Here is a 21,909-nt window from a genome sequence, read left to right as displayed (position 1 = left end):
CCTACGATCGGGCTACCCGATGGTCTGTCCCCGCACCAGCAGGGTCAGCTCTTCGATCTGCGCCTGCTGGCGCTCCAGCAGCGCGATGATCTGGTCCGTGCGCATCGCGTCGAACTTCTCGTGCAGCGCCATGATTTCGATCTCGGCCTTCAGGTTGACCGCGTAGTCGCTTTCGGCGCTCTGCCGGTCGCGGGCGTTCTGGCGGTTCTGCGACATCATGATCACCGGCGCCTGCAGCGCTGCGGTCATCGACAGCAGCAGATTCAGAAAGATGTACGGATACGGATCGAACGCCGTTCTGCCTAGCAGTTCGGTGTTGAAAACGGTCCACGCCAGCAGCAGCCCGGTGAAGATCAGGATGAAGCGCCAGGAGCCGCCAAAGGAGGCAACACTATCCGCAAGGCGCTCTCCGAAAGTAGCCGCCTCGTCCTGATCGTGCAGCTTCGTGGTCAGCGCGCGCCGCTGCTCGACCTGCTCGAGCACCGCAAGCTCGTTCTCGTCGAGGTGCATGCGGGCCTTGCCGATCCAGCGCAATGCGGCGGCTGCGGGGGTTTGGGTTTGGCTCATCGGTCAGGCTCCTGGCTATCGCGCCGTGGCATCATCGGCAGATGACCATTATGTTCCTGCATGCCGGACTCCTCACACGGCGCATTGTTTCGTGATCGAAGAGCTGATCGCTCGCTGGGGTTATGTCGCGATCGTGTTCGGCACGCTGTTCGAGGGCGAGACCACGTTGCTGGCCGCGGGTGCGATGGCGCATCGCGGCCTGCTGTCGCTGCCGCTGGTGCTCGCAGTGGCTTTTTTCGGCGGCGTGCTCGGTGACCAGATCTGGTTTCAGATCGGCCGCCATTTCGGCCAGCCGTTTATCGATCGCCGTCCGGCCTGGCGCCGGCGGCTGGCTTTCGTCGATCGCCTGCTGAGCCGCTACGGCACGATGTTCGTCGTGCTGTTTCGTTTTTTGCCGGTGCCGCTGGTGCGCACGATCACGCCGGTGCTGCTCGGCGCTCGCGGCTACCCGGTGATGCGCTTTGCCTTGTTGAACGTTGCGGGCGGTGCCTTGTGGACGGTGCTGCTGACTGCGGCCGGCTGGGGGCTCGGGGCCGCGTTGTCGAGCCTGATCGGCCGCCCGATCCGGCCCAAGGAATTGCTGCTCGGTGTGCTGGTACTCGGCGTGGCGAGCTGGCTGCTGTACCTGTTGATCAGCGGGCTGCGACGCAGGCGCGAAGATCGGTAGGTTGGGGTCAAACCAGATGCGGCTTCGCCAGATACTCCTCGGACTGCATCTCCTTCAGGCGTGACAAGGTCCGCTTGAACTCGAAGCGCAGCTTTCTGCCGGCATAGAGCTGGTCCTGCGCTACCGCGGCGGCCAGCACCAGCTTCACGCCGCGATCGTAGAACTCGTCGACCAGGTTGATGAAGCGCCGCGCCGCATCTTCGTTCTCGACGTTGAGTTGCGGAATCCGCGACACCAGCACGGTGTGATATTCACGCGCCAGCTCGATGTAGTCGGCGGCGGATCGGGCGGTTTCGCAGAGTTCGCCGAAGTCAAACCAGACCACGCCGTCGGCGTGGCGGCGCGTGTGCAGCTTGCGGCCCTGGATCTCGATCGCGATATCCGGCTCGCCGGGCTTCAGCGCGATGTCGCGGAACCAGTCATCCAGATGCGATTCCGCGTCCGCATCGCTGGGGTGCAGGTACAGCTGCACGCGTGTCAGCGTGCGCAGCCGGTAGTCGATGCCGCCGTCGACGTTGAGTACGCGCAGCTGGCGCTTGAGCCGCTCGATCGCCGGCACGAAGTTCTGGCGCTGCAGGCCATCCTTGTACAGCTCGTCCGGTGCGCAGTTGCTGGTCGCGACCAGGGTCACGCCCTCGTCGAACAGATACTCGACGAGCCGGCCCAGGATCATCGCGTCGGCGATGTCGGAGACGTAGAACTCGTCGAAGCACAGCACGCGGATCTGGTGCGAGATTTCGAGTGCAACGAGTTTCAACGGATCGCGTTTGTGCGAGTAGGTGCGGCGGCGCTCGTGCACGTCGTGCATGAAGCGGTGAAAGTGCGTGCGCTGCTTGTAGCGGAACGGCAGGGACTCGTAGAACGCATCCATCAGGTAAGTCTTGCCGCGGCCGACGCCGCCCCACATGTACAGCCCCTGGACCGGCGGCCAGATCAGCCGGTCGCTGAGCAGCTTCTTCTTCGGCGGCTGCGCCAGCAGGTCGCGTTGAACTCTGTCCAGCGCATCGACCGCGGCCGCCTGCGAGGCGTCGGAGACGAAGCCGCTGCGCGCCAGATCCTGCTGATAACGCTCGCGCGGCGACAGCGCCCGCATATCGTCGCTCATGCGGCCTCCACGGCGGCTCTGTCCATCGGCTCGTCGATTGGCTCGCCCATCGCCTCGTCCGCCGCGGCCGGCGCCTGCGCATCCGGCTCGCCGCATTGCGCGAGGATCGCGGCGCGCGCCGCGTCACGCAGCGTCGGCGCATGGCCGCCCACCGGCAGCGGCCGGCCGATGTCGACGCTGACCCGGCTCCAGCGGAAGCGCGTGGTGCCGCCACCGAGCAGGCGGCGCGTGCCGCAGATCGTGACCGGCACCACCGGCACGCTGGTTTTCGCGGCGAGCAGGAACGCGCCGTTCTTGAACGGCAGCAGGCCGGGCTCGGCCTTGAACGTGCCCTCGGCAAAAATCGCCAGTGACTCGCCGGCGCGCAGATCGCGCAGCAGCGCGCGCGTCTGCACGGCGCCGGCGCGCGCGCTGCTGCGATTGACGAAGCGGTAGCCCAGGCGCCTGAGCACGGTGCCGGCGTAGAACCACTTGGCGGCGCCGTGCTGGATCACGAAATTGAAGCGCGCCGGCAGCGCCGCGGTCATCACCAGGCCGTCGAGGTAGCTGGCGTGGTTGGAGACGACGATGCACGGCCCGGCCGGCAGGTTGTCGCTGCCGCGCACCCGGAACGGCACGCCCATCAGCAGCATGCCCAGGCGCACGCCGAACGAGGCGATGCGACGGCGCAGCCCGACGCCTGGCAGCACCAGGATCAGCGGGCAGATCAGCACGAAGGTGTTGATGCAGAACATGGCCGTCGCATAGACGGTGTACAGCCCACTGAACAGCAGGCCGAAGGGGGAGGCGGGGCGGGGCGGCATAAGCCCGGCATTATCGGGCATCGCCCGGGTTTAGGGGACGGCGGACCGCCCCGCCCCGTAGGTCGGCAATCCTTTGCCGACGTGTGCACCCCGATCCCTTGAGCACGTCGGCAAAGGATTGCCGACCTACAATGCCCGCCGTGCCATCCGCAGAATCCCCATTCGCCGCAGAGCCGGCGCCCGACGATGCCGCCGCGATCGAGCGCCTGCTCGACATGCTGTGGATCGAGCGCGGCAGCAGCAAGCAGACCCTGGCCGCGTACCGCTCCGACCTGTCGCTGTTCGCGCGCTGGCTGCTGCGCCGCGAGGTCGCGATCAGCCAGGCCGGCGAGGGCGACATCCGCGACTACCTCGCGGCACGCGGCCGGCTGCACGAGCAGATGCGCGGCAGCGATCGCAGCCTGCAGTTCTCGGCGCGCTCTCAGGCGCGGCTGCTGTCGGCGCTGCGGCGCTTCTACCGCTTCCTGGTGCGCGACGGCCAGCGCAAGGACGACCCGAGCGCGCGCCTGACCTCGCCCAAGCTGCCGCGCGGCCTGCCCAAGCACATGGAGCAGGCCCAGGTCGAAGCCCTGCTGAACGCGCCCGACACCGACAGCCCGCTGGGCCTGCGCGACCGCGCGATGCTCGAGCTGATGTACGCCAGCGGCCTGCGCGTCAGCGAGCTGGTGAACCTGAAGCGCCACCAGGTGAGCCTCGACCGCAACCTGGTGCAGCTGGTCGGCAAGGGCGGCAAGGAGCGCCTGGTGCCGATGGGCGAGTTCGCCGAGCAATGGCTGCAGAGCTACCTGGCCCAGGGCCGGCCGGAGCTGGCGCGCGGCCGGGAGTCGGATTCGCTGTTCGTCACCCAGCGTGGCGGGCCGATGACGCGGCACAATTTCTGGCAGCTGATCCAGCGCTACGCGCTCAAGGCCGGCATCCGCCAGCACCTGTCGCCACATACGCTGCGCCATGCCTTCGCGACCCACCTGCTCGACCACGGCGCCGATCTGCGCGTGGTGCAGACCCTGCTCGGCCATGCCGACCTTTCGACTACCCAGATCTACACCCACGTCACCCGGCTGCGGCTGCGCGAGCTGCATGCGCGGCATCATCCGCGGGCCTGATGCGAGCTTGATGCGAGCTTGAATCGGCCGTAAGTGGCATCATGCGGCCCGGCCCGAGCGCCGGCGCCTCTCCCCGAAAAGCTGGATCTCCCTGGATATCCCCTGGACCGCACCGTGAAGAATCTCCGCTACTGCCTGCCCCTGTTGCTGCTGTCCCTGGCCGCGTGCGCGCCGCCGACACCGGAGGCCGGCGACAAGGCCGTCGGCCCCAAGACCGCCGCCGTGCCGCAGCTGCCGGCTACCGACAACCCCGCCGAGCTGGCCGCGGTACGCGCCGCGATCCAGGCCAACATGCCGGACCTGGCGCCGGAGGCGGTGCGCGCCAGCCCGATGCCCGGCGTCTACGAAATCCAGATCGGAATGAACTTCGGCTACGTCACCGCCGACGGCCGCTATCTGATCGCCGGCGACCTCACCGACCTGAAGACCCGCCAGGAGATCACCGAAGACCGCCGCCGCGAAGCGCGCGTCGCGCTGATCGACAAGATCGATCGCGCCGGCTTCATCGAGTTCGCGCCCGAAACCACGCCGGCCAAGTACACCGTCACCGTGTTCACCGATGTCGACTGCGGCTACTGCCGGATGCTGCATCGCCAGATCAAGGACTACAACGCGCTCGGCATCGCGGTGCGCTACGTGTTCTTCCCGCGCACCGGCCCGAACACGCCCTCGTACTACCAGGCCGAAGAAGTCTGGTGCTCGGCCGACCGCAAGGCCGCGCTGACCAAGGCCAAGACCGGCGTCGACCTGAATTCCGACAAGAGCTGCGCCAACCCGGTGATGGAGCACCTGCAGGCCGCGGCCCAACTGGGCCTGCGCGGCACGCCGTCGATCGTGCTGCCGAGCGGCGAGCTGGTGCCCGGCTATCGCGCGCCGGCCGATCTGCTGCAGGTGCTGCAGCACACTGCCGGCGCACTGCCGCCGCCGCCGACGGGCTGATCGCGCCCTCTCCCTCATCCGCCGTAGGTCGGCAATCCCTTGCCGACGTGTACTGTCGGATGCGCAAGCGAGGCCTCACGTCGGCAAGGGATTGCCGACCTACGAGTTCATGATCCAGCGCATGCCTGTAACCGATTCCCGCCCACTGGCTCAACTGCATCGCCTGATGCGCATCGCGATCGCCGTACTGCTGCTGCTGGCATCCACAACGCCCTCGATCGCCGCCGACGCTGCGCCCGACCCGGAGCTCGAGCAGATGCGCGATCGCCTGGCGACGCGCCTGCCCGAAGTGCGCCGCGAAGACGTGCAGCGCTCGGCGGCGCCGGGGCTGTTCGAAGTTCGTTCCGGCATGACCTTCGGCTACGTCACCGCCGACGGGCTGTACGTGATCTCCGGCGAGATGGCGGACCTCAGCACCGGCGAGCGCATCACCGAGGCGCGCCGCGACCGCGAGCGCCTGGGCATCGCCCAGCGGCTGCAGCCGGACGCGATCGTGTTCGCGCCCGCGGCGCCGACGCAATGGATCACCGTGTTCACCGACGTCGATTGCCACTACTGCCGGCTGCTGCACCGCGAAGTGCCTGAACTCAATAAGCTCGGCATCGGCATCCGCTACGTGTTCTTCTCCAAGTACGGCTCGCCGTCGCAGGCCTACGATCGGGCTCGCGTGATCTGGTGCCAGAAGGACCGCCAGGCCTCGTTGAACGTCGGCCTGCTGTCCGGCGTGGTGCCGACGCGCGACGCCAGCTGCAAGGACCCGGTGCGCGACCAGTACCAGGCCGCGGTCGATCTGGGCATCCACGGCACGCCGGCCATGATCCTGCCCGACGGCGGCCTGTTCTACGGCTACGCCAAGGCCGAAAGCATCGTCGAAGAAATCCGCAGCCGCGCCGCGGCCGCCGCGCCGCGCGGCGATCAGCCGCCGACCGCGCCTTAAAGCTGACGTTGTAGACCCGATGCTCGACTCGCTCAAACATCACTGGGAACAGTTCAAGGCACACCCGCCGGGGACGCGCTTCCAGGCGCAGCATCGCCGCTCCAAGACACCGCTCGCCCGCGGCGTGCGCGCGACGCTGGCGATCATCGTCACGCTGATCGGCCTGGTGCTGATGCCGGCGCCGGGGCCGGGCATGCTGGTGGTCGCGTTCGGCCTGGTGCTGCTGGCGCGTGAATCGATGATGGCCGCGCGGCTGCTGGATGCGGCCGAGCTGCGTGCCCGCCCCAGCGTGCTGCGCCTGATCGCCTGGTACAAACGCCGCCGGTGACACGTAGGTCGGCAATCCCTTGCCGACGTGAGGCCTCGCTTGCGCATCCGAGAGTCCACGTCGGCAAGGGATTGCCGACCTACTGTTGCCGGGAAATGCTCTTCACCGATTGCAGGTCACCAGACCGGATTCCGAGCCGCCTCGGCAAGCGGCCGGTAAACCGGCGCATTGTTCGCCGCATTGTGTTCGCTATCGCACGGACTCGGCGCACGCCGTCATTCACTCTACCTCGGTGGCAGCTCCCAGCCGCAGCAGGCAACCGCGAATGCTTCTGGCATTCGCTCATCGCAAGGACGCGATGAAACCGTTGCGTGGACAGGTTAGGTGCAGCGATGAACACACAAACAGGTTTGGGCAGTGCGGACGGCTCCGTCGAAGCGACGATGCCGCTACGGGACTGGGCCGCGCGCCGCTCCTGCCACGATTGCGGCCCGCTCGTCGGGGCCCTGGCAACCCCGGTGCTGCCGGCCACGCTGGAGCCTGCCGTCTACCTGCTGGACGACGCCATGCTGCAGGGGCCACATCGCCTGATCCAGACCTTCGTATGCCAGTCCTGCGGCCGTTGCTGGCATTTCGACGGCCTTAGTTCGGCATGGGGTTGCCTCGACTGATAAGCCGCTGCCGATGAGCCCCGCGCACGCTCAGGCGGTAGCAGCAGCGACGACGGCAGCAGCAGCCGGAGCAGCCTGGTTGGCGATCCGGTAGCAGTCGCAGGCCGCCTGTTCGAGGCCGAGGCGATCCAGGATCGTGATCCCGCCGCGGCTGTAGTGGATCAGCTGCTTGCGCTGCAAGGCTCCGGCCGCGGTGGTGATGCCGCTGCGGCGCACGCCCAGCAACTCGGCCAGCAGAACATGAGTCAGGTGCAGGCGGTCGCCCTGCACGCGGTCCTGAGCCGTCAGCAGCCACCGCGCAAGCCGGGCCTCGATATCGTGGAAGCCGGTACACACCGCCGTCTGAACCACCTGATTGAGCCGCGTGTAAACGTAGCGGTCCAGCTCCAGCTTCAGTAAAGGCACGCTGGCCACCGTCTTGCGGAAACGCGCCGCCTGCATGCGCCAGGCGCCGCCGGCGCCATGAACCAGCGCGCGGATCGGCGAGCGATCCAGGCCGAGCACCAGCGGGACGCCGAGCATGCCCTCGTTGCCGATCAGCGCGACTTCAAGCCGCGCGTCGCCACCGCCGGTGGCCATCAGCGAAATAAAGCTCTGTGTCGGAAAATAGACGTCGCGAATCGGGGCCCCGACTTCGCACAGCACATCGCCAAAACTCAGTTCCACCATCTCGCATTCGCGTTGAATGCGCTGATTCGTTTTTTTGGGAAGGGCGTCGAGGAGTCGATTGATTGCGGGGATGCGCGCCACGGAGGGCATGGACTGTTCCCGCAGCGAGTAAGGCACCAGAAAACCGGGGACTAGGTTGGTGGCCGTTGAACACTGCTGGCCCCAGCATAGACGACTCCGCTCCCGGCGTTCTGTTCGCTAACCCCTGTATGGCGAGTCGGTGGAGAAGGCAGCCGCCGTTATCCGACACGGTGGCGGCCAGCATGCCGGCGCGGCAGCGCCTGGCGCGCTCCCTGCGTGCTGCCGAGCCATCCGACTGGCGATCCCAATGAAGAAACGACTGCTGCTGCTGTTCGCTTGCATCACCGCACTGACCGGCGCCGCGCACGCCGCCGAGCAGCGCGTCGAAGTGGCCCCTGCTGTCGGCGGCGCCTGGCTGACACCCGACAAAGGCTGGGACGGCCGCAGCGTGCTGATGCTGCACGGCTTCGCCGACGACATGGACGGCGCCGGCGATCTCGGCAAACACCTCGCGCAGGCCCTGGCCGCACAGGGCATCGCCAGCCTGCGCATCAACTTCCGCGGCGAAGGCGACCGCAAACGCACCTACATCGAATCCACCTTCACGACCCGGCTGGAGGATACCGCCGCAGCCTACGCCTTCGTCGTCAAACAGCCGGGCGTCAACGCCGAGCGCATCGGCGTCCACGGCTTCAGCCTCGGCGCCAGCACCGCGATCGAAACCGGAGCGCGCCATCCGCGCTGGTTCAAAACCATGGCGCTATGGTCCAGCCCCAGCGGCGACCAGTTCGCAATGTGGCAAAAGCTGTCGCCGGAAACCGTCGACAAGGCCCTGCGCGACGGCGAAGCCACCGAAGAAGTGCCGGGCTGGAAAAAGATCACCACCCAGCGCGCCTTCTACGAAAGCTTCCGCGGCATCGACCTGGACCACTCCATCACCCAATACCCCGGCGCCCTGCTCAGCATCCGCGGCTCGCTCGACTACCTGCCGCCGCACGAAGCCGAATTCATGCGCCTGGCACCAGGCAAGCCGACCGAGGCCGTGATCATTGGCGGGGCGGATCACATCTTCAAAGTGTTTGAAGCAGGAGCGACGCAGGCGCAGCGGGCGATTGAGGTGACGGTGGGGTGGTTTGGGCGGACGTTGTAGCGGCTGATCTGGAATGCCTTGGAGCCGCCAAGGAATCTGGAGTGCTCTTAGCCATGATAATTAATTCTCACTCTTTGGCAGCAATGGGCCGGAACCAATGGTCACTACTCCTTCTGTTGGCCATCACGTTCATTGTTTTCAGCCCCGCAGGAAATGCGGCTTCAGCCGAGAACGAATGCGAGCCACCGGAAGCTGGTTTGTCCGAAGTGCTGGCCACTGTCCTCGCCAAAGAATACGACGCAACGATGGCTGCGGAGATCGTCAAGCAGCACGGTTGGATCTCCGGCTCGGAAGCGCAGCAAGCACTCCCGATTGCGAACACCCAACCGCAGCTTTGGTTGTTGATCGAGAGCGGCGTGGGTGAGCCGCGTATGAAACTGATCCAGCCCAGCGTCACGAGTTGCAGCACGGTGGAAATAGCGAGCGGCCGATTCCCATTCGACGAATCCACGGTTCTGTATTTCGGCAGCGCCGCCGAACGGGTCACATTCCCCAATGGTGTGTCTCTGATCCGGATTGGATCCGGCGGTGGGCACGATGGGGCTGGCTTCGGGATGGGATGGAAAGGGTACGAGTACATTCGTCACGACAAGCGCCAGCTAGTCAGCGTTCTCGGCGTGTCACTGGACAGCGAATCCCATTATCCCAGCAGCTCTAACGATTGCTATGAAGTGCAGGAAAGCAAAGGCGTCCAGCAATATGGCGACAACCACAAAGGATGGCCTGAAATCATCGTGAAGTACGAGCAGCAAGAGTGGATCGAATGCGGAGACGACAAGCAGGATGCCGAGCGGAAGAAGACTTCCTCGACTATGAAATGGCGATGGGATGGAGAGCGGTATCAGTTGCAGGAATAGTCCAGGTGCCGAATAGGTTAGTAGACCAATCGTCGTCGCATGCCTTAACAATAAATTCCAGGCTGCTGAAGGCTGAAGATCTATTGTTCCATCAAGTTTGGTACAACCGGCACTGGGCCTTCGCACCGGCATGGAGGATGGAACGATTGCGGTCGCTGACAAGGAAACTTATCCAAAGGCAGCGGGTTCTCCAGAGACGATTCAACGCAACGTCTGGAAAGGTGCTCAAAGGGCGGCAAGGAACACTGAGAGGCGGTACGGCAAGAAAGACCTTGGCCCTTGGACCGATTTCGAGTGGGGCATGATCAATGGCAAGCTGTCGGCGATTCGCTGGATGCTCGGCGACGAATGGGACATGCTCGATACGTAGCGGGTTTGCATAGTTGTCGTGCTTCGCTAGTAGCGGGAGAAGTTGGGCCGGATGATCATCGCAGAATTCGGTTGAAACACGGGCGAGTTCTGCTAGGGTTGTTTGAAAGGTAGGGTCTATGTTCACACCACAACTTCATATTCTGCCGCCGCCGCAACGCCGGCTTTGGGACGAGCTCGACCAGGTGCCGCCGGAGTTTGTGTTGTACGGCGGGACCGCCATCGCCTTGCATCTGGGGCACCGCGAGTCGGTGGATTTCGATTTCTTCGGCAACAAGGCTTTCGATCCGGCCCAGTTGAGCGGGCGTATCGCCTTCTTGGCGTCGGCTACGGTGACGCAGCAGGAAGCCAATACGCTCAGCGGGATCGTTGATCGCGGCGGGCCGGTGAAGTTGTCGTTCTTCGGTGTCCCGGGGATTCAGCGCCTGGTCCCGCCGCACATCGCGGCGGACAATGGCTTGCAAGTGGCTTCGCTGCTGGATCTTGCTGGTACAAAAGCCGCCGTCGTGCAGCAGCGCGCCGAGGCCAAGGACTATATCGACATCGACGCCATGCTCACCGACGGGCGTATCAATCTGCCGCTGGCACTGGCCGGCGCGCAGGCGATTTACGGCCGCTCTTTCAATCCCCAAATCACGCTCAAGGCCTTGTCCTTCTTCGACGACGGCAATCTCCAGCGGGTGCCGCAGGCCACTCGTGATCGGCTGGCGGCGGCGGCGCGGTCAGTTGATCTGGATCGCTTGCCGACCGTGCCGGGTGTTGCGCACTCCACCGGGCGAGATAGGGGATTGGAGCGATGAAACCGATACCGCTGACCCCGGAAACCGAGGCCGTGGCGCGGCGCGTGATCTGGTTCGAGTCGCCCGCCGAGGCGCTGGACGATCCGATCCGTTTCATGGCCTACGCGCTGGCCTCGGCTACGCACGAGGATCTGAATGTGCTGCGGCGCTATGTGTCCGAGGACGATTTTAGAGAAGTGCTGGACCAGGCACCGCCGGGCATCATCGATCGGCGTTCCTGGGCTTACTGGAACTCGAAAATGGGCCGGTATCCCGCGCCGCCGATGCCGACCCGGAAGCTAGGCTGATCGCACCGGGCCATCGCCGCGCTTGAGCCCGAAACCCTTGTTGCTTTGGGAGATGGGCTGCTGAAGGAATCGCCCGATTCCCAAGCTAGCCTGACTTGGCGCGCCTTCTATGAAAGCTTCCGCGGCATCGACCTGGACCACTCCATCACCCAATACCCCGGCGCCCTGCTCAGCATCCGCGGCTCGCTCGACTAGCCATTCCCCGCCGATTCTTCACCTCTTGGCAGCACGTAGCTCGGACATTAGCTGGGACAGCAGTGCACTGGAGCGCTCCCGGCTCTGTTGAACCGCCCATGCCGTAAAAGCCTGTGTTGCAACTTGGGACGCCGCCACATCCTTCTGCCCTATACTAGATTTGTAGTACTGCAGTATTTGTTCGAGATCTTCCTCAGACAATGATTTTCCATACAGGCTGACCCAGGTTGCCAAGTACTCATCGGCTGCGAACATGTGGTAGCAACCATCGACAAAGCGGTCAAACGCTTTTTGGGCTTCTGGATTTGTTTTTCCCCCTGACTCTGAAAGCATCTTCTCAAAAACTTGACGGCCAAAGTCTTGGGCTCCCTTGCGTTGCTCGGCTAGCTGTCCTTCAAATGCCTGTAACAGGCCTTGGGCCTGAGCTATGTCTCTTATGAGGCCAGTCCGACGATCCTCAGCTCCAAACGAGCATGCTGAGAAGACCATAAGTACCAGAGCAACAAGTTTAGCTTTCATCGTCTCTCTCTTAATGGCTAACGCCGAAGTGAGCGGTGGCCACTACACCAACCGACCGGGTTCAATGACAAAAGCCTAAAGGCCATCCGCTCGACTGAAATGTTGGACGTGGCCGCCATATCAGTGGATAAGTTTCGCCTTCACTTACTTATTGAAGTGGGCTTCTCTTCAGCAGAACGTCGGCTCAATGAGTTTTTTCACTTTCTGATATCTGTACTTCTTTAAGAGGCACTTTCGTAACCGAAAGCGCCTTTAGTTTTTCTTCGAACTGTGCATCCTGTATCGGCATCCCGCCAGTGATCTTGCCTATGTCGGCGTTAATGATCGCTGCGACAATTAAACCACCAGCTAAACCGCCAGCTGCTCCGGCACCCGCTGACTGCCCATAGCTTATGTTGCTCCCTTGATTTATAGCCCGGCCGACTATGCCGCCGGACGCACCACCAAGTGCGCCGCCTACGGCAAAGGATACAAAACTCACCTTCGTGCTGGTCGGGTCCTTTGAATATCCGACGGTGGTGCAATTCGACTCAGCGGGCGGGGGCTCGGCTGGGACTGACTTCGTAGTGAAGTATCGATAGGTCGTTATCGGATCTTTCGGATCTTTCGGATCTTTCGGGACATAAAAACCGCCGTCCGTGGTGGTGCCCATGCCAGGAATACCGACACCTTTTTCATCCGCAATGGATATTCCACCCGGAGGCGCGCGGTAAAAAGTACCTTTCTCGTCCTCCTTTTCCGACCAATAGGGTCCCCTCTCTAGCCTTGTCGTCCAAGCTGTACTCGCAATTCCGTAGTGCCCGGTAAATGAAATGGGCTCTTTTACGTCGATGCAGGTCATCGCCGTTGGCGCCTTTAGGGTTTCCGGATTTGTCGCGCATCCGCAGACGGTAATTGCAAGTAATAGGGACTGACCGCAACGATATTTCATAGCGTTATCAAATGCCGGTTGAAAAATTGGATTTTAGGCTGATGTCTCGCTTCTGTGGCGACCACGAACGCGCACCCGTCGATGTGCTTTTATACCTGGGGTGCATGTTTGTCAGGTTCAACGCCCAGGTTCACCCGCGGCTCGGCTGTAGCGGCGAAGCCGCGGAGGCCGAGACGGGTGGAACCGATAGTTGGACGGCAATTGCACTACTGATCTCCGCACCAACACCAAATAGCACCAGAATTAGTACGAGAAAGCCAACCGCCTTCAAGGTTGATGTCGCCGCTTTCTTCCACGGCATTGAGCGAAAGAAGTAAAGAGGTACGCCTAAGGGAGCGAAAAGACCAACGAATAAAGCCGAGCCCGCAGGGGCCTCGATTCCTCTCTCTGACGTGTGCAGCTTGCACCAGGTAAAGCCGAGTATTGCCGACAGGAGGTTCTGCACCAGTGTGGCTTCATTGAACGGCTGACCGGGGTTTGGCACAAATGGCTCTACAAGTCCGCCTAGGATGTAGGTCAACGCGACTACAATCAGCACAACGGTCGATCGCTTCATCTTGCCGTCCAATGCCCGGTTCACCCGCGACCCGGCTGGAGCGGCGAAGCCGCGGAGGCCGGGTCGGGTAGAACCGATAGTTGGACCGCTTCCCCGCCAGCGGATGGGCCTCTCTTTATCTGGCGTGCTGTTTCTTCGCTCGGCGCACTATCACAGGACCAGCGAGTGAATCTTGTGATTATCACGGTTTCAGAGCATGCATTTGATGCTTGACTCAGCAGCGCCCCAATCGTTTTGTCCGGGTCCTTGATGAACGGCTGCTCTGAAAGGTGGGCAAGGTCGGCTGGACACTCTGAAGCAATGTGCATTGCGACGTCCTTAGCCAGCCGGATGAAACCTTCAGATTTAAACGGCACGACCGTCTCCGCTTCAAACTCAACCAAAACCCCGATTCGGCTCTGGTGCACGTAGCTTTCAATATGGCGCATGGCTTCTTGCGGTCCAACGCCAACAGAACGGCTCAAGTGCGGCAATTAATTGCCGCACTTGAGCCGTATAACTCGGACAATGGATTTGCATGTAGCTGATTCTGCGTGCACTGATGATGATCTGCGCCGAGTTATACAGCAGAACTCCCAGCGACAGCCATCAGGAGTAATTGAGGGATTCGATAAGGCAGACCAATGCAGCTTATAGGCCGCTTGGCGGCGAGGCTCGCGCGTCTGCCGGCACTACATCTGTCGACTACCTCACAAAGCGTCCTCGCTTTCGCAGCCGACTGCTAACCAGTTCGCCGACTGAACACGCGCTCCGCCGTTAGCGTTGAACCGCGTGGTGACACGGCCTAACCCGCCGCCGATCCTCGCATCAACCCTACGACTCACAACGGAGCTTCCAATGTCACAGAACATCATTTCACTCAACTTCGCGCCGGCCGATATGGCCGAAATCGACACCTTGCTTACGACGCTGGAGCAGAAGCTCGAGCCGCTGATTTCGCTGGAGCCGGACGAGCGGCGCAAGCTCAACAAGATGGGCGACAAGTCCGAGGCGTTCTGCCGGCAGACGATCAATCTGCTGGCGCAGAACCCGCAGGTGGTGCCGCCCACGCTGGACGTCGCGGAAGCGCAGCGCGATCTTGCCGATCTGGATGCGCTGCGCCCGCGCTTCATGCGTCTGAGCAAGCTGATGCAGAAGGCGGACGATTCGGAGATGGCGCTGGGCAGCGATCTGATGTGCGCTGCCATGGACGGCTACGGCCTGCTGAAGATCGCCGGCAAGGGCCAGGGTTTGGATGGCCTGGTCAAGGAGATCTCGGTGCGCTTCCAGCGCAAGCGCACGCCGCCTGCCACCACCTGATCATCGGCGCCGCGGTGCGGCGCGCAGCGATGGGGATAAAAGACCCGCCCGCCGGATTCGGAACCCGGCCGGCGGGTCTTTTTGGGGCAGGGGCCGGGTTCGGAGAGCGACGGGTGGGACTCGGCGGGCGGCGCTTCGGACTTTTTGCCCGGCGTGCCGGTGTTTTAGTGCGGCGCACGCCCCTTTTTGGGTGGCGCCTGGGTCTTTGAAGGCGGGTGGCGGGACGTTTTGGGTGGCGTGTGGGCCGAAAAGGGGCGTCGCTGGGTGTCAGCGGCCCGGCCGACAGCGCAAGCCTCAATGCCGGCGCGCAGCCTTGAGCAGCGCGCGGATCTCGCTGCCGCTGGGCAGTACGTCGCCGCTGCAATCATCGGTCTGGTCGGGTGAACTCAGCACGTGGATGCGCCAGGCGATGTATTCCGCCTGCGTGGGCCGGTCGATAGCGGGATGGGGCGGGGACCGTTTGATCTGCGGCGTCGCCACCAACTGCCTGCTCTTTTCGGTTTGTGCTTTCACGGGAATCTGCACGGTTCGCGCCGGCTGTTTCCGGCACCGTCAGCATCCCGCACTTGCCTTGCTGGGGGATGACCCGTCGATGTCGCTACGTTACGGTGTGTAACCGGGGCGGCGCCGTTCCCACCGCGGGCCGGACCGGGCGCCGGGCAAAAAAACCGGGAGTGCGTTTACGGGCCCGGCGCCGCTTCCTTGACGAAGGGCAGCGTGGCCTGCCGGTACGCCGGGCGCTGCACCAGCTCCTTGAGCTTGCTCAAGGTCTTGAACGGCGTGCTCACCGACATCGCATTGATCAGCGAGGTCGGCATCGGGCCGGCCGGGTCGGACAGCAGCCGGGTTTCCACCAGCACGCCGCCGTCGGCGGTCGGTGTCAGCGTCCACTGCTGCCGCGACTTGACGATCCGCACCAGGTCCGGCTTGAGCGGCATCAGGTCCTGGGTCGCGGTGTCGGTGACGGTGACCGCCAGCGTTGCCGGGTCCTGCGCGATCATGCGTTCGTTGAGGATGTCCCGGTTGCTGACCGGCCAGGGCATCTTCATCATCGAATACACGCGATAGCGCGTGTCGCTGTCGCGATGCTCGACTTCGGAGTGCGCGACCACGTCGGTGAGTTCGGGGATCGCCGCCACGTCGGTGACCACCGCGGCGACGCTGGAGAGCCGGGCCGCGATGCGGGTGACGCCGCGCACTTCGTGGATCTGCCAGCCCGGCACGGCGCGCGAATAGATCTGGATGCCGTCCTTGTCCTTTTCCAGTTTCCAGTCGGCATCGCTCGCCGCGGCAAGCGGGGCGGCCAGAACCAGCGCGGCGACGGTGAAAGCCCGGAGTTTCCGGACCCGACGCAAGACTCCAAAACGGCCCATCTCAGCTTTCTCCTCGCATCGGCATCGACCGGCGCCTGTTGCTCACCCGGTGGCTCTTCATCCCGGCAAGGCGCACAAACATGTTCAAAATAAGGGGATGGGGTGCCGATCCGTGATCCTTCGGTGCACCGCCTGCCTCGTCGCCGCCACGCATTCCCAGGTACAGCTCCCTATATATGATACACATGGATCATAAGCAGGCTCGATCGCGGGCGTCAAATGTCGTGGACGCGCGGATGCTGCGCTCGCGCGCCGCGCTCAACAGCGCCCTGCTGGAGCTGATTGCGCTGCGCCCTTTCGACCAGATCTCGGTCCGCGACATCACCGCACAGGCGGGGGTCGGCTACGCGACGTTCTTCCGCCACCACGCGAGCAAGGAGGCGCTGCTGGAACGCGCGGCGGCCGATCAGATCCGCCAGCTGGTCGCGACCGCGCTGGCGGTGATGGACGCAACCGACACCCGCGCATCGTGTATGGCGCTTTGCACCTACGTGGACGAGCACCGCGCCATCTGGTCCGCGCTGCTGACCAGTGGCGCGCAACAGGTCATGCGCGACGAATTTGCGCGCGTCGCGATGGAGGTCTCATCCACCCGTGCCAATGGCTGGATCCCCGCCGAAGTCGGCGTGCTGGTCACTGCGGGCTCGACGATCGAGATCCTGTCCTGGTGGCTGCGGCAAACGGAGAAAGTGCCGGTTGCACAGGTCGCCAAGATGCTCGACTGGCTGGTGATGTCGCCGCTGGTCCTGTCGGGATCGGCGGAATGATCGGCCCCGGATACTTTTTTGCAGGGAACAAAGCGCAGCCAGTACGTCAGCGCGCAGGGATCGGGCAAATGACGTATGGACGCGTCTACGGCCAGCTGATCGACTCGTTTCGGCCTTCCCTGCCGAGCGCCGGTCGATGAGCGTTCTTTCCTCGTTCTTCAAAGAACTCCAGCGCCGCAACGTCTACAAGGTCGGCGCGATGTACACGGTCGCCGGCTGGCTGATCGTGCAGGTGGTGACGCAGGTGTTCCCGGTGTTCCATGTCGGCGAACGCATCCAGCAGCTGATCGTGGTGGCGATCATTGCCGGCTTTCCGCTGGCGCTGGTGCTGTCGTGGATTTACGAGCTGACGCCGCAGGGCATCGTGCGCACCGACGAGGTCGCGCCGGATGTCTCGATCACGCGCGGCACCGGGCAGCGGCTCAACCAGGCGATCATCGGCGTGCTGACGTTGGCGGTACTGCTGCTGCTGGCGCGGCTGCTGTGGCCGCATGCAGGCGCATCCGGCACGCTCAGCGACAAGTCCATCGCCGTGCTGCCGTTCGACAATCTGTCCGACGATCACGCCAATGCCTACTTCGCCACCGGCATCCAGGACGAGATCCTGACCCGGCTCGCCGGCATCGCGGCGCTCAAGGTGATCTCGCGCACGTCCACCGAAAAATACGCGAGCCATCCGGACAATCTGAAGCTCGTTGCCGCCGAGCTGGGCGTCGCCACGCTGCTCGAAGGCAGCGTGCAGAAGTCCGGTGAGCGCGTGCGCATCAACGTGCAGCTGATCGACGCGAGCAGCGACACGCACCTGTGGGCCAGCAGCTACGACCGCGAGTTCAAGGACGCCTTCGCCGTCGAAAGCGAAGTCTCCCAGGCCATCGCCGACGCGCTCAAGGCACACCTGTCGCCCAGCGAAGCCACCGCGCTGGCCAAGGCGCCGACGGCCGACGCGGCGGCCTACGATCTGTACCTGCGCGCCGAGTTCGAGTTCCGGCAGGCGCAGGATTCCAACGTGGAGGTCGACTACCTGCGCGCCGGGCAGCTCTACCGGCAGGCGATCGCGCTCGATCCGCGTTTCGCGCTGGCCCATGCGCGCCTGGCGTTCTGCGAGCTGAAACAGCACTGGTACCTGGTGACCGCGACCAAGGCGCAACTGGCCGACATCAAGGCATCGGTCGATACCGCGTTGGAGCTGGGGCCGAATCTGCCCGAATCCCAACTCGCGCTGGGCTATTTCCACTACTGGGGCTACCGCGACTATGACCCGGCGATCACCGCGTTCAAGCACGTGCTGCAACTCTCGCCCAGCGATTCCGAAGCGGTCAGCGCGCTGGCCTACGTGCATCGCCGCAAGGGCCAGTGGCCGCAAGCTCTGGCCAGGCTGCAGCAGGCGATCGAACTGGCACCGCGCGACCCCTGGTTGGTCGCGGAGCGCGCCATCACCTACGTGCTGTTGCGCCGCTACGACGACGCCGAACTCGAAGTTCGCCATGCCCAGGCGCTGGACCCGAACGACATCAACTCGATGGAGTATTCGGCCTATATCCATCTGCTCGGCGACGGCGACACGCAGGCCGCACTGCATGCTTTCGACGCCGCCCCTGCCGAGCGCCTGGCCGGACAGGTCTACCAGGGTGGCGACACGCTGTACCTGGTCGCGCCGCGCGCCTATCCACTGGTCGTCGAGCGGCGCTTCGACGCGGCCTTGAAACTATGGGACGCGGTATCGCCTGTCACGCCGCGTCAGCGCATCGACAAACTCGCGGCGCGCGTCGTGATCCAGATGCTGGCCGGCAAGCCGGGCCCGGCGACCAGCGAATGCCAGCAGCTGGACACGCTGCTCGTCGCCGAGATCGCGAGTAGCCCCGAAGACCCTGCCTTGCTCGGCCCGCTGAGCTGGGCGCAACTCTGCCTGGGGCACAAGGCACAGGCGCTTGCCGCGGCGCGCCGCGCGATCGACCTGCGGCCCTTGAGCACGGACGCCTACTACGGGCCGTATTACCTGATCGGCCTGGCGCAGATCGAAGCGCAGGCCGGCGAGCCCGAACCGGCGCTGAAACTGATCGAGCAGCTGCTGTCGATCCCGGCCGGCAATGTGATGAGCCTGACGCGGCTGAAGCACGATCCGGTATGGGACCCGCTGCGCGACGATCCGCGCTTCGCGCGGCTGATTGAAGCGGGTGCGGCGGCGGAAAAGGCGGCAGCGCGGAGTTGAGCAGGGAGCGTGGCCATGCCCTGGATCAAAGTCAGTTTTGCAAAGTCTGCTTTGAGCTTGCGCTGCAGATCGCGAACATCAGTGAACTCAGGCAATTGATCTCCGCCCCATACGGTGAAGCCCAACTTCTCGTAGAAAGCGCGAGATACCGCGATATCTTTAACTGCGAGGCTGACAGAGAAGTTGCCAAGTTGCATGATGAATTCCTCATGGACGGCTCCTTGCTGGCTTGCTCCATGACGGCTCTCGTGCCGAGGCCCAAGGCTGATTGATGGCCATCGATACGCACAGGCAGCTGCCTTCAGCCGAATGTCACCAACCTAACGAGAAGTCCCCTCTCCATGAACCAGCCTCGCCTCGCAAACGACGTAGGTCGGCAATCCTTTGCCGACGTGTGCGCCCTGATCGCCTGAGCACGTCGGCAAAGGATTGCCGACCTACCTTCGTCGGGTTCATGGAGGGATATGCGGGCCTCGAAGTTCGCGCGGTTTCCACGTCTCTCATCCGTCCCTACGGGGCGGCGTCGAACGCAGAGGCAAGGATCGAAGGCTTAAGTTGTTCCTGGCTACAAATCCTCAGCCCCGGATTTCAGAAGTTTTCAGGTTTATTTTCGAGCTTTTACAGGCAATCGGATGGTCGCGCCGGCATCTTGAGCCGGCACCGCGCATACACCGACTGCGCCAGTGCTCCCGTGTCAAACAGCCGGGTCGGCCAGCAGTTCTTCGACGCGCAACTCCATCGTGCGTTCGTCGAGTACCGCGCCGGCGAAGTGCCAGATGAGGGAACCGGCAGCCGCTTTGTCGATAGCAGCGGAAGCAGCCGAACGCGCCGCGGGCGTAGGCGTCGGGGACATGACCGTGGCTGGAGTCGAGGCGGGCGCCGAGGCCTTTTGCCGGCCGGTAGCGAGACGAGGGTTACTCGGCGGGCGCGACTTGGCAATCCGGACCGCCCGTTCAGGCCAGCGGCTTTTGCTAGATTGCGGCGATGCTCCTGTTCGAATGGATACTCGCCCTGCTGCTCGGCGCGGTCGTGCTGGCCGGCCTGGCGCGGCGCACCGGCCTGCCGTATCCGGCGCTGCTGGCGCTGGCCGGTGCCGGCGTCGGCTTTTTGCCGTTTGCTCCCGAGATCAGGATAGCGCCGGATCTCGCACTGGCGCTGTTCGTTGCGCCGGTGCTGCTCGACGCGGCCTTCGATACCTCGCCGCGCGACCTGCGCCGCTATATCGTGCCGCTGACTTCGCTGGTGCTGGCGGCGACCTTGCTGACCACGGCGGCGGTCGCCTATATCGGTTGGCGGTTCGGCGGGCTGACGCTCGCGGCGGCCATCGCGCTGGGCGCGATCGTCGCGCCGCCGGATGCTGCCGCCGCGACTGCGATCCTGAATCATCTGAAGCCGCCACGAGCACTGATGCTGATCCTGCAGGGCGAGGGCCTGCTCAACGACGCGATCGCGCTACTGATCTATCGGCTCGCGGTGGTCGCCGCGGTCACCGGCGCCGGCTTCTCCAGCGGCGCGCCGTGGATGGTGCTGGCCGCGCTGCTCAGCGTGCCGGCCGGCTTCGTGCTGGCGCGGCTGTATCTGCGTGCGACGATATCGGTGCGCGATCCGGCCAGCGCGACGGTGCTGCAATTCGTATCGACCTTCGGCGTCTGGCTGCTGGCCGAGCGCGTCGGCCTGTCGGCGATCGTAACGATGGTCGCCTACGCGATGACGCTGGCGCAGAGCGATGTCGGCCGCATGCCGGCGCGCACGCGCGTCAGTTCGTATTCGGTCTGGGAAACCGTGGTGTTCGTGCTCAACGTGCTGGCCTTCGTGCTGATGGGGCTGCAGGCGCGGCCGATCCTGATGCGCCTGCCGAGTGCCGAGCGCATCGACGCGCTGGTGCTGGCCGGCTGGGTGTTGCTAACGGTGATCCTGGTGCGCGTGCTGTGGGTGATGCTGCATCACGTCGCGTCGCGGCTATACCCGCGTCTCGGCGGCAAGGAGCCGGTGATTAGTGATCGCAAGTCCAGTGTGCTGGTCTCCTGGTGCGGCATGCGCGGCCTGGTCACGCTGGCTACCGCGTTCGCGCTGCCGGCGGACATCGCCGGCCGCGATCACATCGTGCTGAGCGCGTTCGCGGTCGTGCTCGGCACGCTGGTGCTACAGGGGCTGAGCCTGAAGCCGCTGATGCGCGCACTGCGACTCGACGAGGATCATGGCGCGCGGCACGATATCTCGCTGGGCCGCCAGCGAATGATCCGGGCGGCGATCGACAGCCTGAAGCAGGACGGTTCCGTCGAAGCCACCGCCTTGCGCACCCAGTACGAAGACGATGCCGAGATCGCGAAAAGCCTGGAACAGCCGCAGGGTGCGAGTCGCTACGACCGGCTGCGACTGACGGCGATCGGCGCCGCTCGCGTTTCGCTGCGTGAGCTGTGGAAGACCGGCGCGATCGGCGACGACGCGTTCCGGCTACTGCAGGAAGAGCTCGACTGGTCGGAACTCGACGCCGCGCCGGCGGGCCACTTCCAGCCGCTGTCGATCGAGGGCCTGCATCCCGCGGGGCCGCAGGATGCGGCCTAGTGCGATGACTCATAAGTTTGGAAACAAAGATTGGGCTCCCTCCCCCGCGTGCGGGGGAGGGTTGGGGTGGGGGCGTGATGACAGAACCGAGCTTTCTTCCGCGTCCGCGCCCCCATCCCGGCCTTCCCCCGCAGGCGGGGGAAGGAGACCAGCGCTGCCGTCAATATTTCCAAACTTATGAGTCATCGCACTAGTGCGACCCCTTGAACTCCCTCCCGCGCGCGCGGGCTGGGGTGGGGGCGAGCAGGCGCGGCGCTGTCGTCCGACCCCGTCCCAACCTTC

26 protein-coding genes and 1 pseudogene are annotated in these 21,909 nt (G+C 64.2%); 15 read left to right on the top strand and 12 right to left on the bottom strand.

Translation table 11 applies throughout. From position 1 onward, the window contains the following. Positions 1-12 precede the first annotated feature (12 nt). Positions 13-567: a DUF1003 domain-containing protein gene (locus tag JWQ90_RS17700; RefSeq protein WP_299696323.1), complete on the bottom strand. Its 555-nt coding sequence runs from the start codon at positions 565-567 to the stop codon at positions 13-15. A gap of 91 nt (positions 568-658) precedes the next feature. Here JWQ90_RS17700 and JWQ90_RS17695 point away from each other — a divergent pair, with 91 nt between their 5' ends. Further along, complete coding sequence (locus tag JWQ90_RS17695; RefSeq protein ID WP_299696322.1) at positions 659-1,234, top strand: DedA family protein; 576 nt, start codon at positions 659-661, stop codon at positions 1,232-1,234. Positions 1,235-1,241: 7 nt separating this feature from the next. On the opposite strand, the gene zapE is transcribed toward JWQ90_RS17695, so the two are convergent. Then, the gene (gene zapE / locus JWQ90_RS17690) at positions 1,242-2,339 is read right to left on the bottom strand and encodes a cell division protein ZapE (protein ID WP_299696321.1); all 1,098 of its coding nucleotides are present in this window, start codon (positions 2,337-2,339) and stop codon (positions 1,242-1,244) included. Then, the gene (locus tag JWQ90_RS17685; protein WP_299696320.1) at positions 2,336-3,142 is read right to left on the bottom strand and encodes a lysophospholipid acyltransferase family protein; all 807 of its coding nucleotides are present in this window, start codon (positions 3,140-3,142) and stop codon (positions 2,336-2,338) included. Before JWQ90_RS17685 ends, zapE begins: the two co-directional genes overlap by 4 nt. A gap of 131 nt (positions 3,143-3,273) precedes the next feature. Between JWQ90_RS17685 and xerD the strand changes: the two genes are divergently transcribed. The 5 genes from xerD to JWQ90_RS17660 all read left to right on the top strand — a co-directional run bounded on the left by xerD (position 3,274) and on the right by JWQ90_RS17660 (position 7,060). Beyond that, positions 3,274-4,245, top strand: coding sequence for a site-specific tyrosine recombinase XerD (xerD, locus tag JWQ90_RS17680; RefSeq protein WP_299696319.1), 972 nt, complete (start codon positions 3,274-3,276; stop codon positions 4,243-4,245). 114 nt (positions 4,246-4,359) lie between these two features. After that, on the top strand, positions 4,360-5,184 hold the full coding sequence (locus JWQ90_RS17675) for a DsbC family protein (protein ID WP_299696318.1): 825 nt from the start codon (positions 4,360-4,362) through the stop codon (positions 5,182-5,184). Between the two features lie 121 nt (positions 5,185-5,305). Then, on the top strand, positions 5,306-6,121 hold the full coding sequence (locus JWQ90_RS17670) for a DsbC family protein (RefSeq protein ID WP_299696317.1): 816 nt from the start codon (positions 5,306-5,308) through the stop codon (positions 6,119-6,121). 19 nt (positions 6,122-6,140) lie between these two features. Continuing rightward, entirely contained in the window at positions 6,141-6,449 is a 309-nt protein-coding gene (locus JWQ90_RS17665) for a PGPGW domain-containing protein (protein WP_299696316.1), read from the top strand. Positions 6,450-6,781: 332 nt separating this feature from the next. Next, positions 6,782-7,060, top strand: coding sequence for a hypothetical protein (locus tag JWQ90_RS17660; protein WP_299696315.1), 279 nt, complete (start codon positions 6,782-6,784; stop codon positions 7,058-7,060). A 30-nt stretch (positions 7,061-7,090) separates the two neighbouring features. Here JWQ90_RS17660 and JWQ90_RS17655 read toward each other — a convergent pair whose 3' ends face one another. Next, positions 7,091-7,729 (bottom strand): Crp/Fnr family transcriptional regulator, encoded by a 639-nt coding sequence (locus JWQ90_RS17655; RefSeq protein ID WP_299696314.1) that lies wholly within the window; start codon positions 7,727-7,729, stop codon positions 7,091-7,093. Between the two features lie 220 nt (positions 7,730-7,949). On the opposite strand from JWQ90_RS17655, the gene JWQ90_RS17650 reads away from it, so the two are divergent. The 5 genes from JWQ90_RS17650 to JWQ90_RS17630 all read left to right on the top strand — a co-directional run bounded on the left by JWQ90_RS17650 (position 7,950) and on the right by JWQ90_RS17630 (position 11,213). After that, positions 7,950-8,900, top strand: coding sequence for an alpha/beta fold hydrolase (locus tag JWQ90_RS17650; protein WP_299696313.1), 951 nt, complete (start codon positions 7,950-7,952; stop codon positions 8,898-8,900). Between the two features lie 41 nt (positions 8,901-8,941). Further along, positions 8,942-9,757: a hypothetical protein gene (locus JWQ90_RS17645; RefSeq protein WP_299696312.1), complete on the top strand. Its 816-nt coding sequence runs from the start codon at positions 8,942-8,944 to the stop codon at positions 9,755-9,757. Positions 9,758-9,887: 130 nt separating this feature from the next. After that, positions 9,888-10,127 (top strand): hypothetical protein, encoded by a 240-nt coding sequence (locus tag JWQ90_RS17640; protein ID WP_299696311.1) that lies wholly within the window; start codon positions 9,888-9,890, stop codon positions 10,125-10,127. Between the two features lie 118 nt (positions 10,128-10,245). Continuing rightward, positions 10,246-10,926 carry a nucleotidyl transferase AbiEii/AbiGii toxin family protein gene (locus tag JWQ90_RS17635; RefSeq protein ID WP_299696310.1) on the top strand — a complete coding sequence of 227 codons (681 nt, stop codon included), beginning with the start codon at positions 10,246-10,248 and terminating at the stop codon, positions 10,924-10,926. Further along, the gene (locus JWQ90_RS17630) at positions 10,923-11,213 is read left to right on the top strand and encodes a hypothetical protein (protein ID WP_299696309.1); all 291 of its coding nucleotides are present in this window, start codon (positions 10,923-10,925) and stop codon (positions 11,211-11,213) included. Before JWQ90_RS17635 ends, JWQ90_RS17630 begins: the two co-directional genes overlap by 4 nt. A gap of 213 nt (positions 11,214-11,426) precedes the next feature. On the opposite strand, the gene JWQ90_RS17625 is transcribed toward JWQ90_RS17630, so the two are convergent. The 4 genes from JWQ90_RS17625 to JWQ90_RS29230 all read right to left on the bottom strand — a co-directional run bounded on the left by JWQ90_RS17625 (position 11,427) and on the right by JWQ90_RS29230 (position 13,842). Further along, entirely contained in the window at positions 11,427-11,927 is a 501-nt protein-coding gene (locus JWQ90_RS17625) for a DUF2059 domain-containing protein (RefSeq protein WP_299696308.1), read from the bottom strand. 184 nt (positions 11,928-12,111) lie between these two features. Beyond that, positions 12,112-12,768 carry a hypothetical protein gene (locus JWQ90_RS17620; RefSeq protein WP_299696307.1) on the bottom strand — a complete coding sequence of 219 codons (657 nt, stop codon included), beginning with the start codon at positions 12,766-12,768 and terminating at the stop codon, positions 12,112-12,114. A 220-nt stretch (positions 12,769-12,988) separates the two neighbouring features. Then, positions 12,989-13,426, bottom strand: coding sequence for a hypothetical protein (locus tag JWQ90_RS17615; RefSeq protein ID WP_299696306.1), 438 nt, complete (start codon positions 13,424-13,426; stop codon positions 12,989-12,991). An 8-nt stretch (positions 13,427-13,434) separates the two neighbouring features. Continuing rightward, positions 13,435-13,842, bottom strand: coding sequence for a hypothetical protein (locus JWQ90_RS29230; RefSeq protein ID WP_366919538.1), 408 nt, complete (start codon positions 13,840-13,842; stop codon positions 13,435-13,437). A gap of 409 nt (positions 13,843-14,251) precedes the next feature. On the opposite strand from JWQ90_RS29230, the gene JWQ90_RS17610 reads away from it, so the two are divergent. After that, positions 14,252-14,713, top strand: coding sequence for a hypothetical protein (locus tag JWQ90_RS17610; protein WP_299696305.1), 462 nt, complete (start codon positions 14,252-14,254; stop codon positions 14,711-14,713). 294 nt (positions 14,714-15,007) lie between these two features. Here JWQ90_RS17610 and JWQ90_RS17605 read toward each other — a convergent pair whose 3' ends face one another. Further along, on the bottom strand, positions 15,008-15,226 hold the full coding sequence (locus JWQ90_RS17605; RefSeq protein ID WP_299696304.1) for a hypothetical protein: 219 nt from the start codon (positions 15,224-15,226) through the stop codon (positions 15,008-15,010). A gap of 167 nt (positions 15,227-15,393) precedes the next feature. Further along, positions 15,394-16,086, bottom strand: a complete 693-nt coding sequence (locus JWQ90_RS17600; protein ID WP_299696303.1) for an START domain-containing protein — start codon at positions 16,084-16,086, stop codon at positions 15,394-15,396. 224 nt (positions 16,087-16,310) lie between these two features. Here JWQ90_RS17600 and JWQ90_RS17595 point away from each other — a divergent pair, with 224 nt between their 5' ends. After that, positions 16,311-16,853, top strand: coding sequence for a TetR/AcrR family transcriptional regulator (locus JWQ90_RS17595; protein WP_299696302.1), 543 nt, complete (start codon positions 16,311-16,313; stop codon positions 16,851-16,853). A gap of 136 nt (positions 16,854-16,989) precedes the next feature. Continuing rightward, positions 16,990-19,062, top strand: coding sequence for a tetratricopeptide repeat protein (locus JWQ90_RS17590; RefSeq protein ID WP_299696301.1), 2,073 nt, complete (start codon positions 16,990-16,992; stop codon positions 19,060-19,062). A gap of 47 nt (positions 19,063-19,109) precedes the next feature. Here the strand turns inward: JWQ90_RS17590 and JWQ90_RS29225 are convergent. Continuing rightward, positions 19,110-19,259, bottom strand: a pseudogene (locus JWQ90_RS29225) (VOC family protein); the annotation flags it as partial. 497 nt (positions 19,260-19,756) lie between these two features. Beyond that, on the bottom strand, positions 19,757-19,915 hold the full coding sequence (locus JWQ90_RS17585) for a hypothetical protein (RefSeq protein WP_299696300.1): 159 nt from the start codon (positions 19,913-19,915) through the stop codon (positions 19,757-19,759). Between the two features lie 131 nt (positions 19,916-20,046). Here JWQ90_RS17585 and JWQ90_RS17580 point away from each other — a divergent pair, with 131 nt between their 5' ends. Beyond that, positions 20,047-21,627: a cation:proton antiporter gene (locus tag JWQ90_RS17580; RefSeq protein WP_299696299.1), complete on the top strand. Its 1,581-nt coding sequence runs from the start codon at positions 20,047-20,049 to the stop codon at positions 21,625-21,627. Positions 21,628-21,909 lie beyond the last annotated feature (282 nt).

This window comes from Hydrocarboniphaga sp., from assembly GCF_028291725.1.
Classification (GTDB): domain Bacteria; phylum Pseudomonadota; class Gammaproteobacteria; order Nevskiales; family Nevskiaceae; genus Hydrocarboniphaga.
This window is presented reverse-complemented; position numbering and strand designations above follow the sequence as displayed.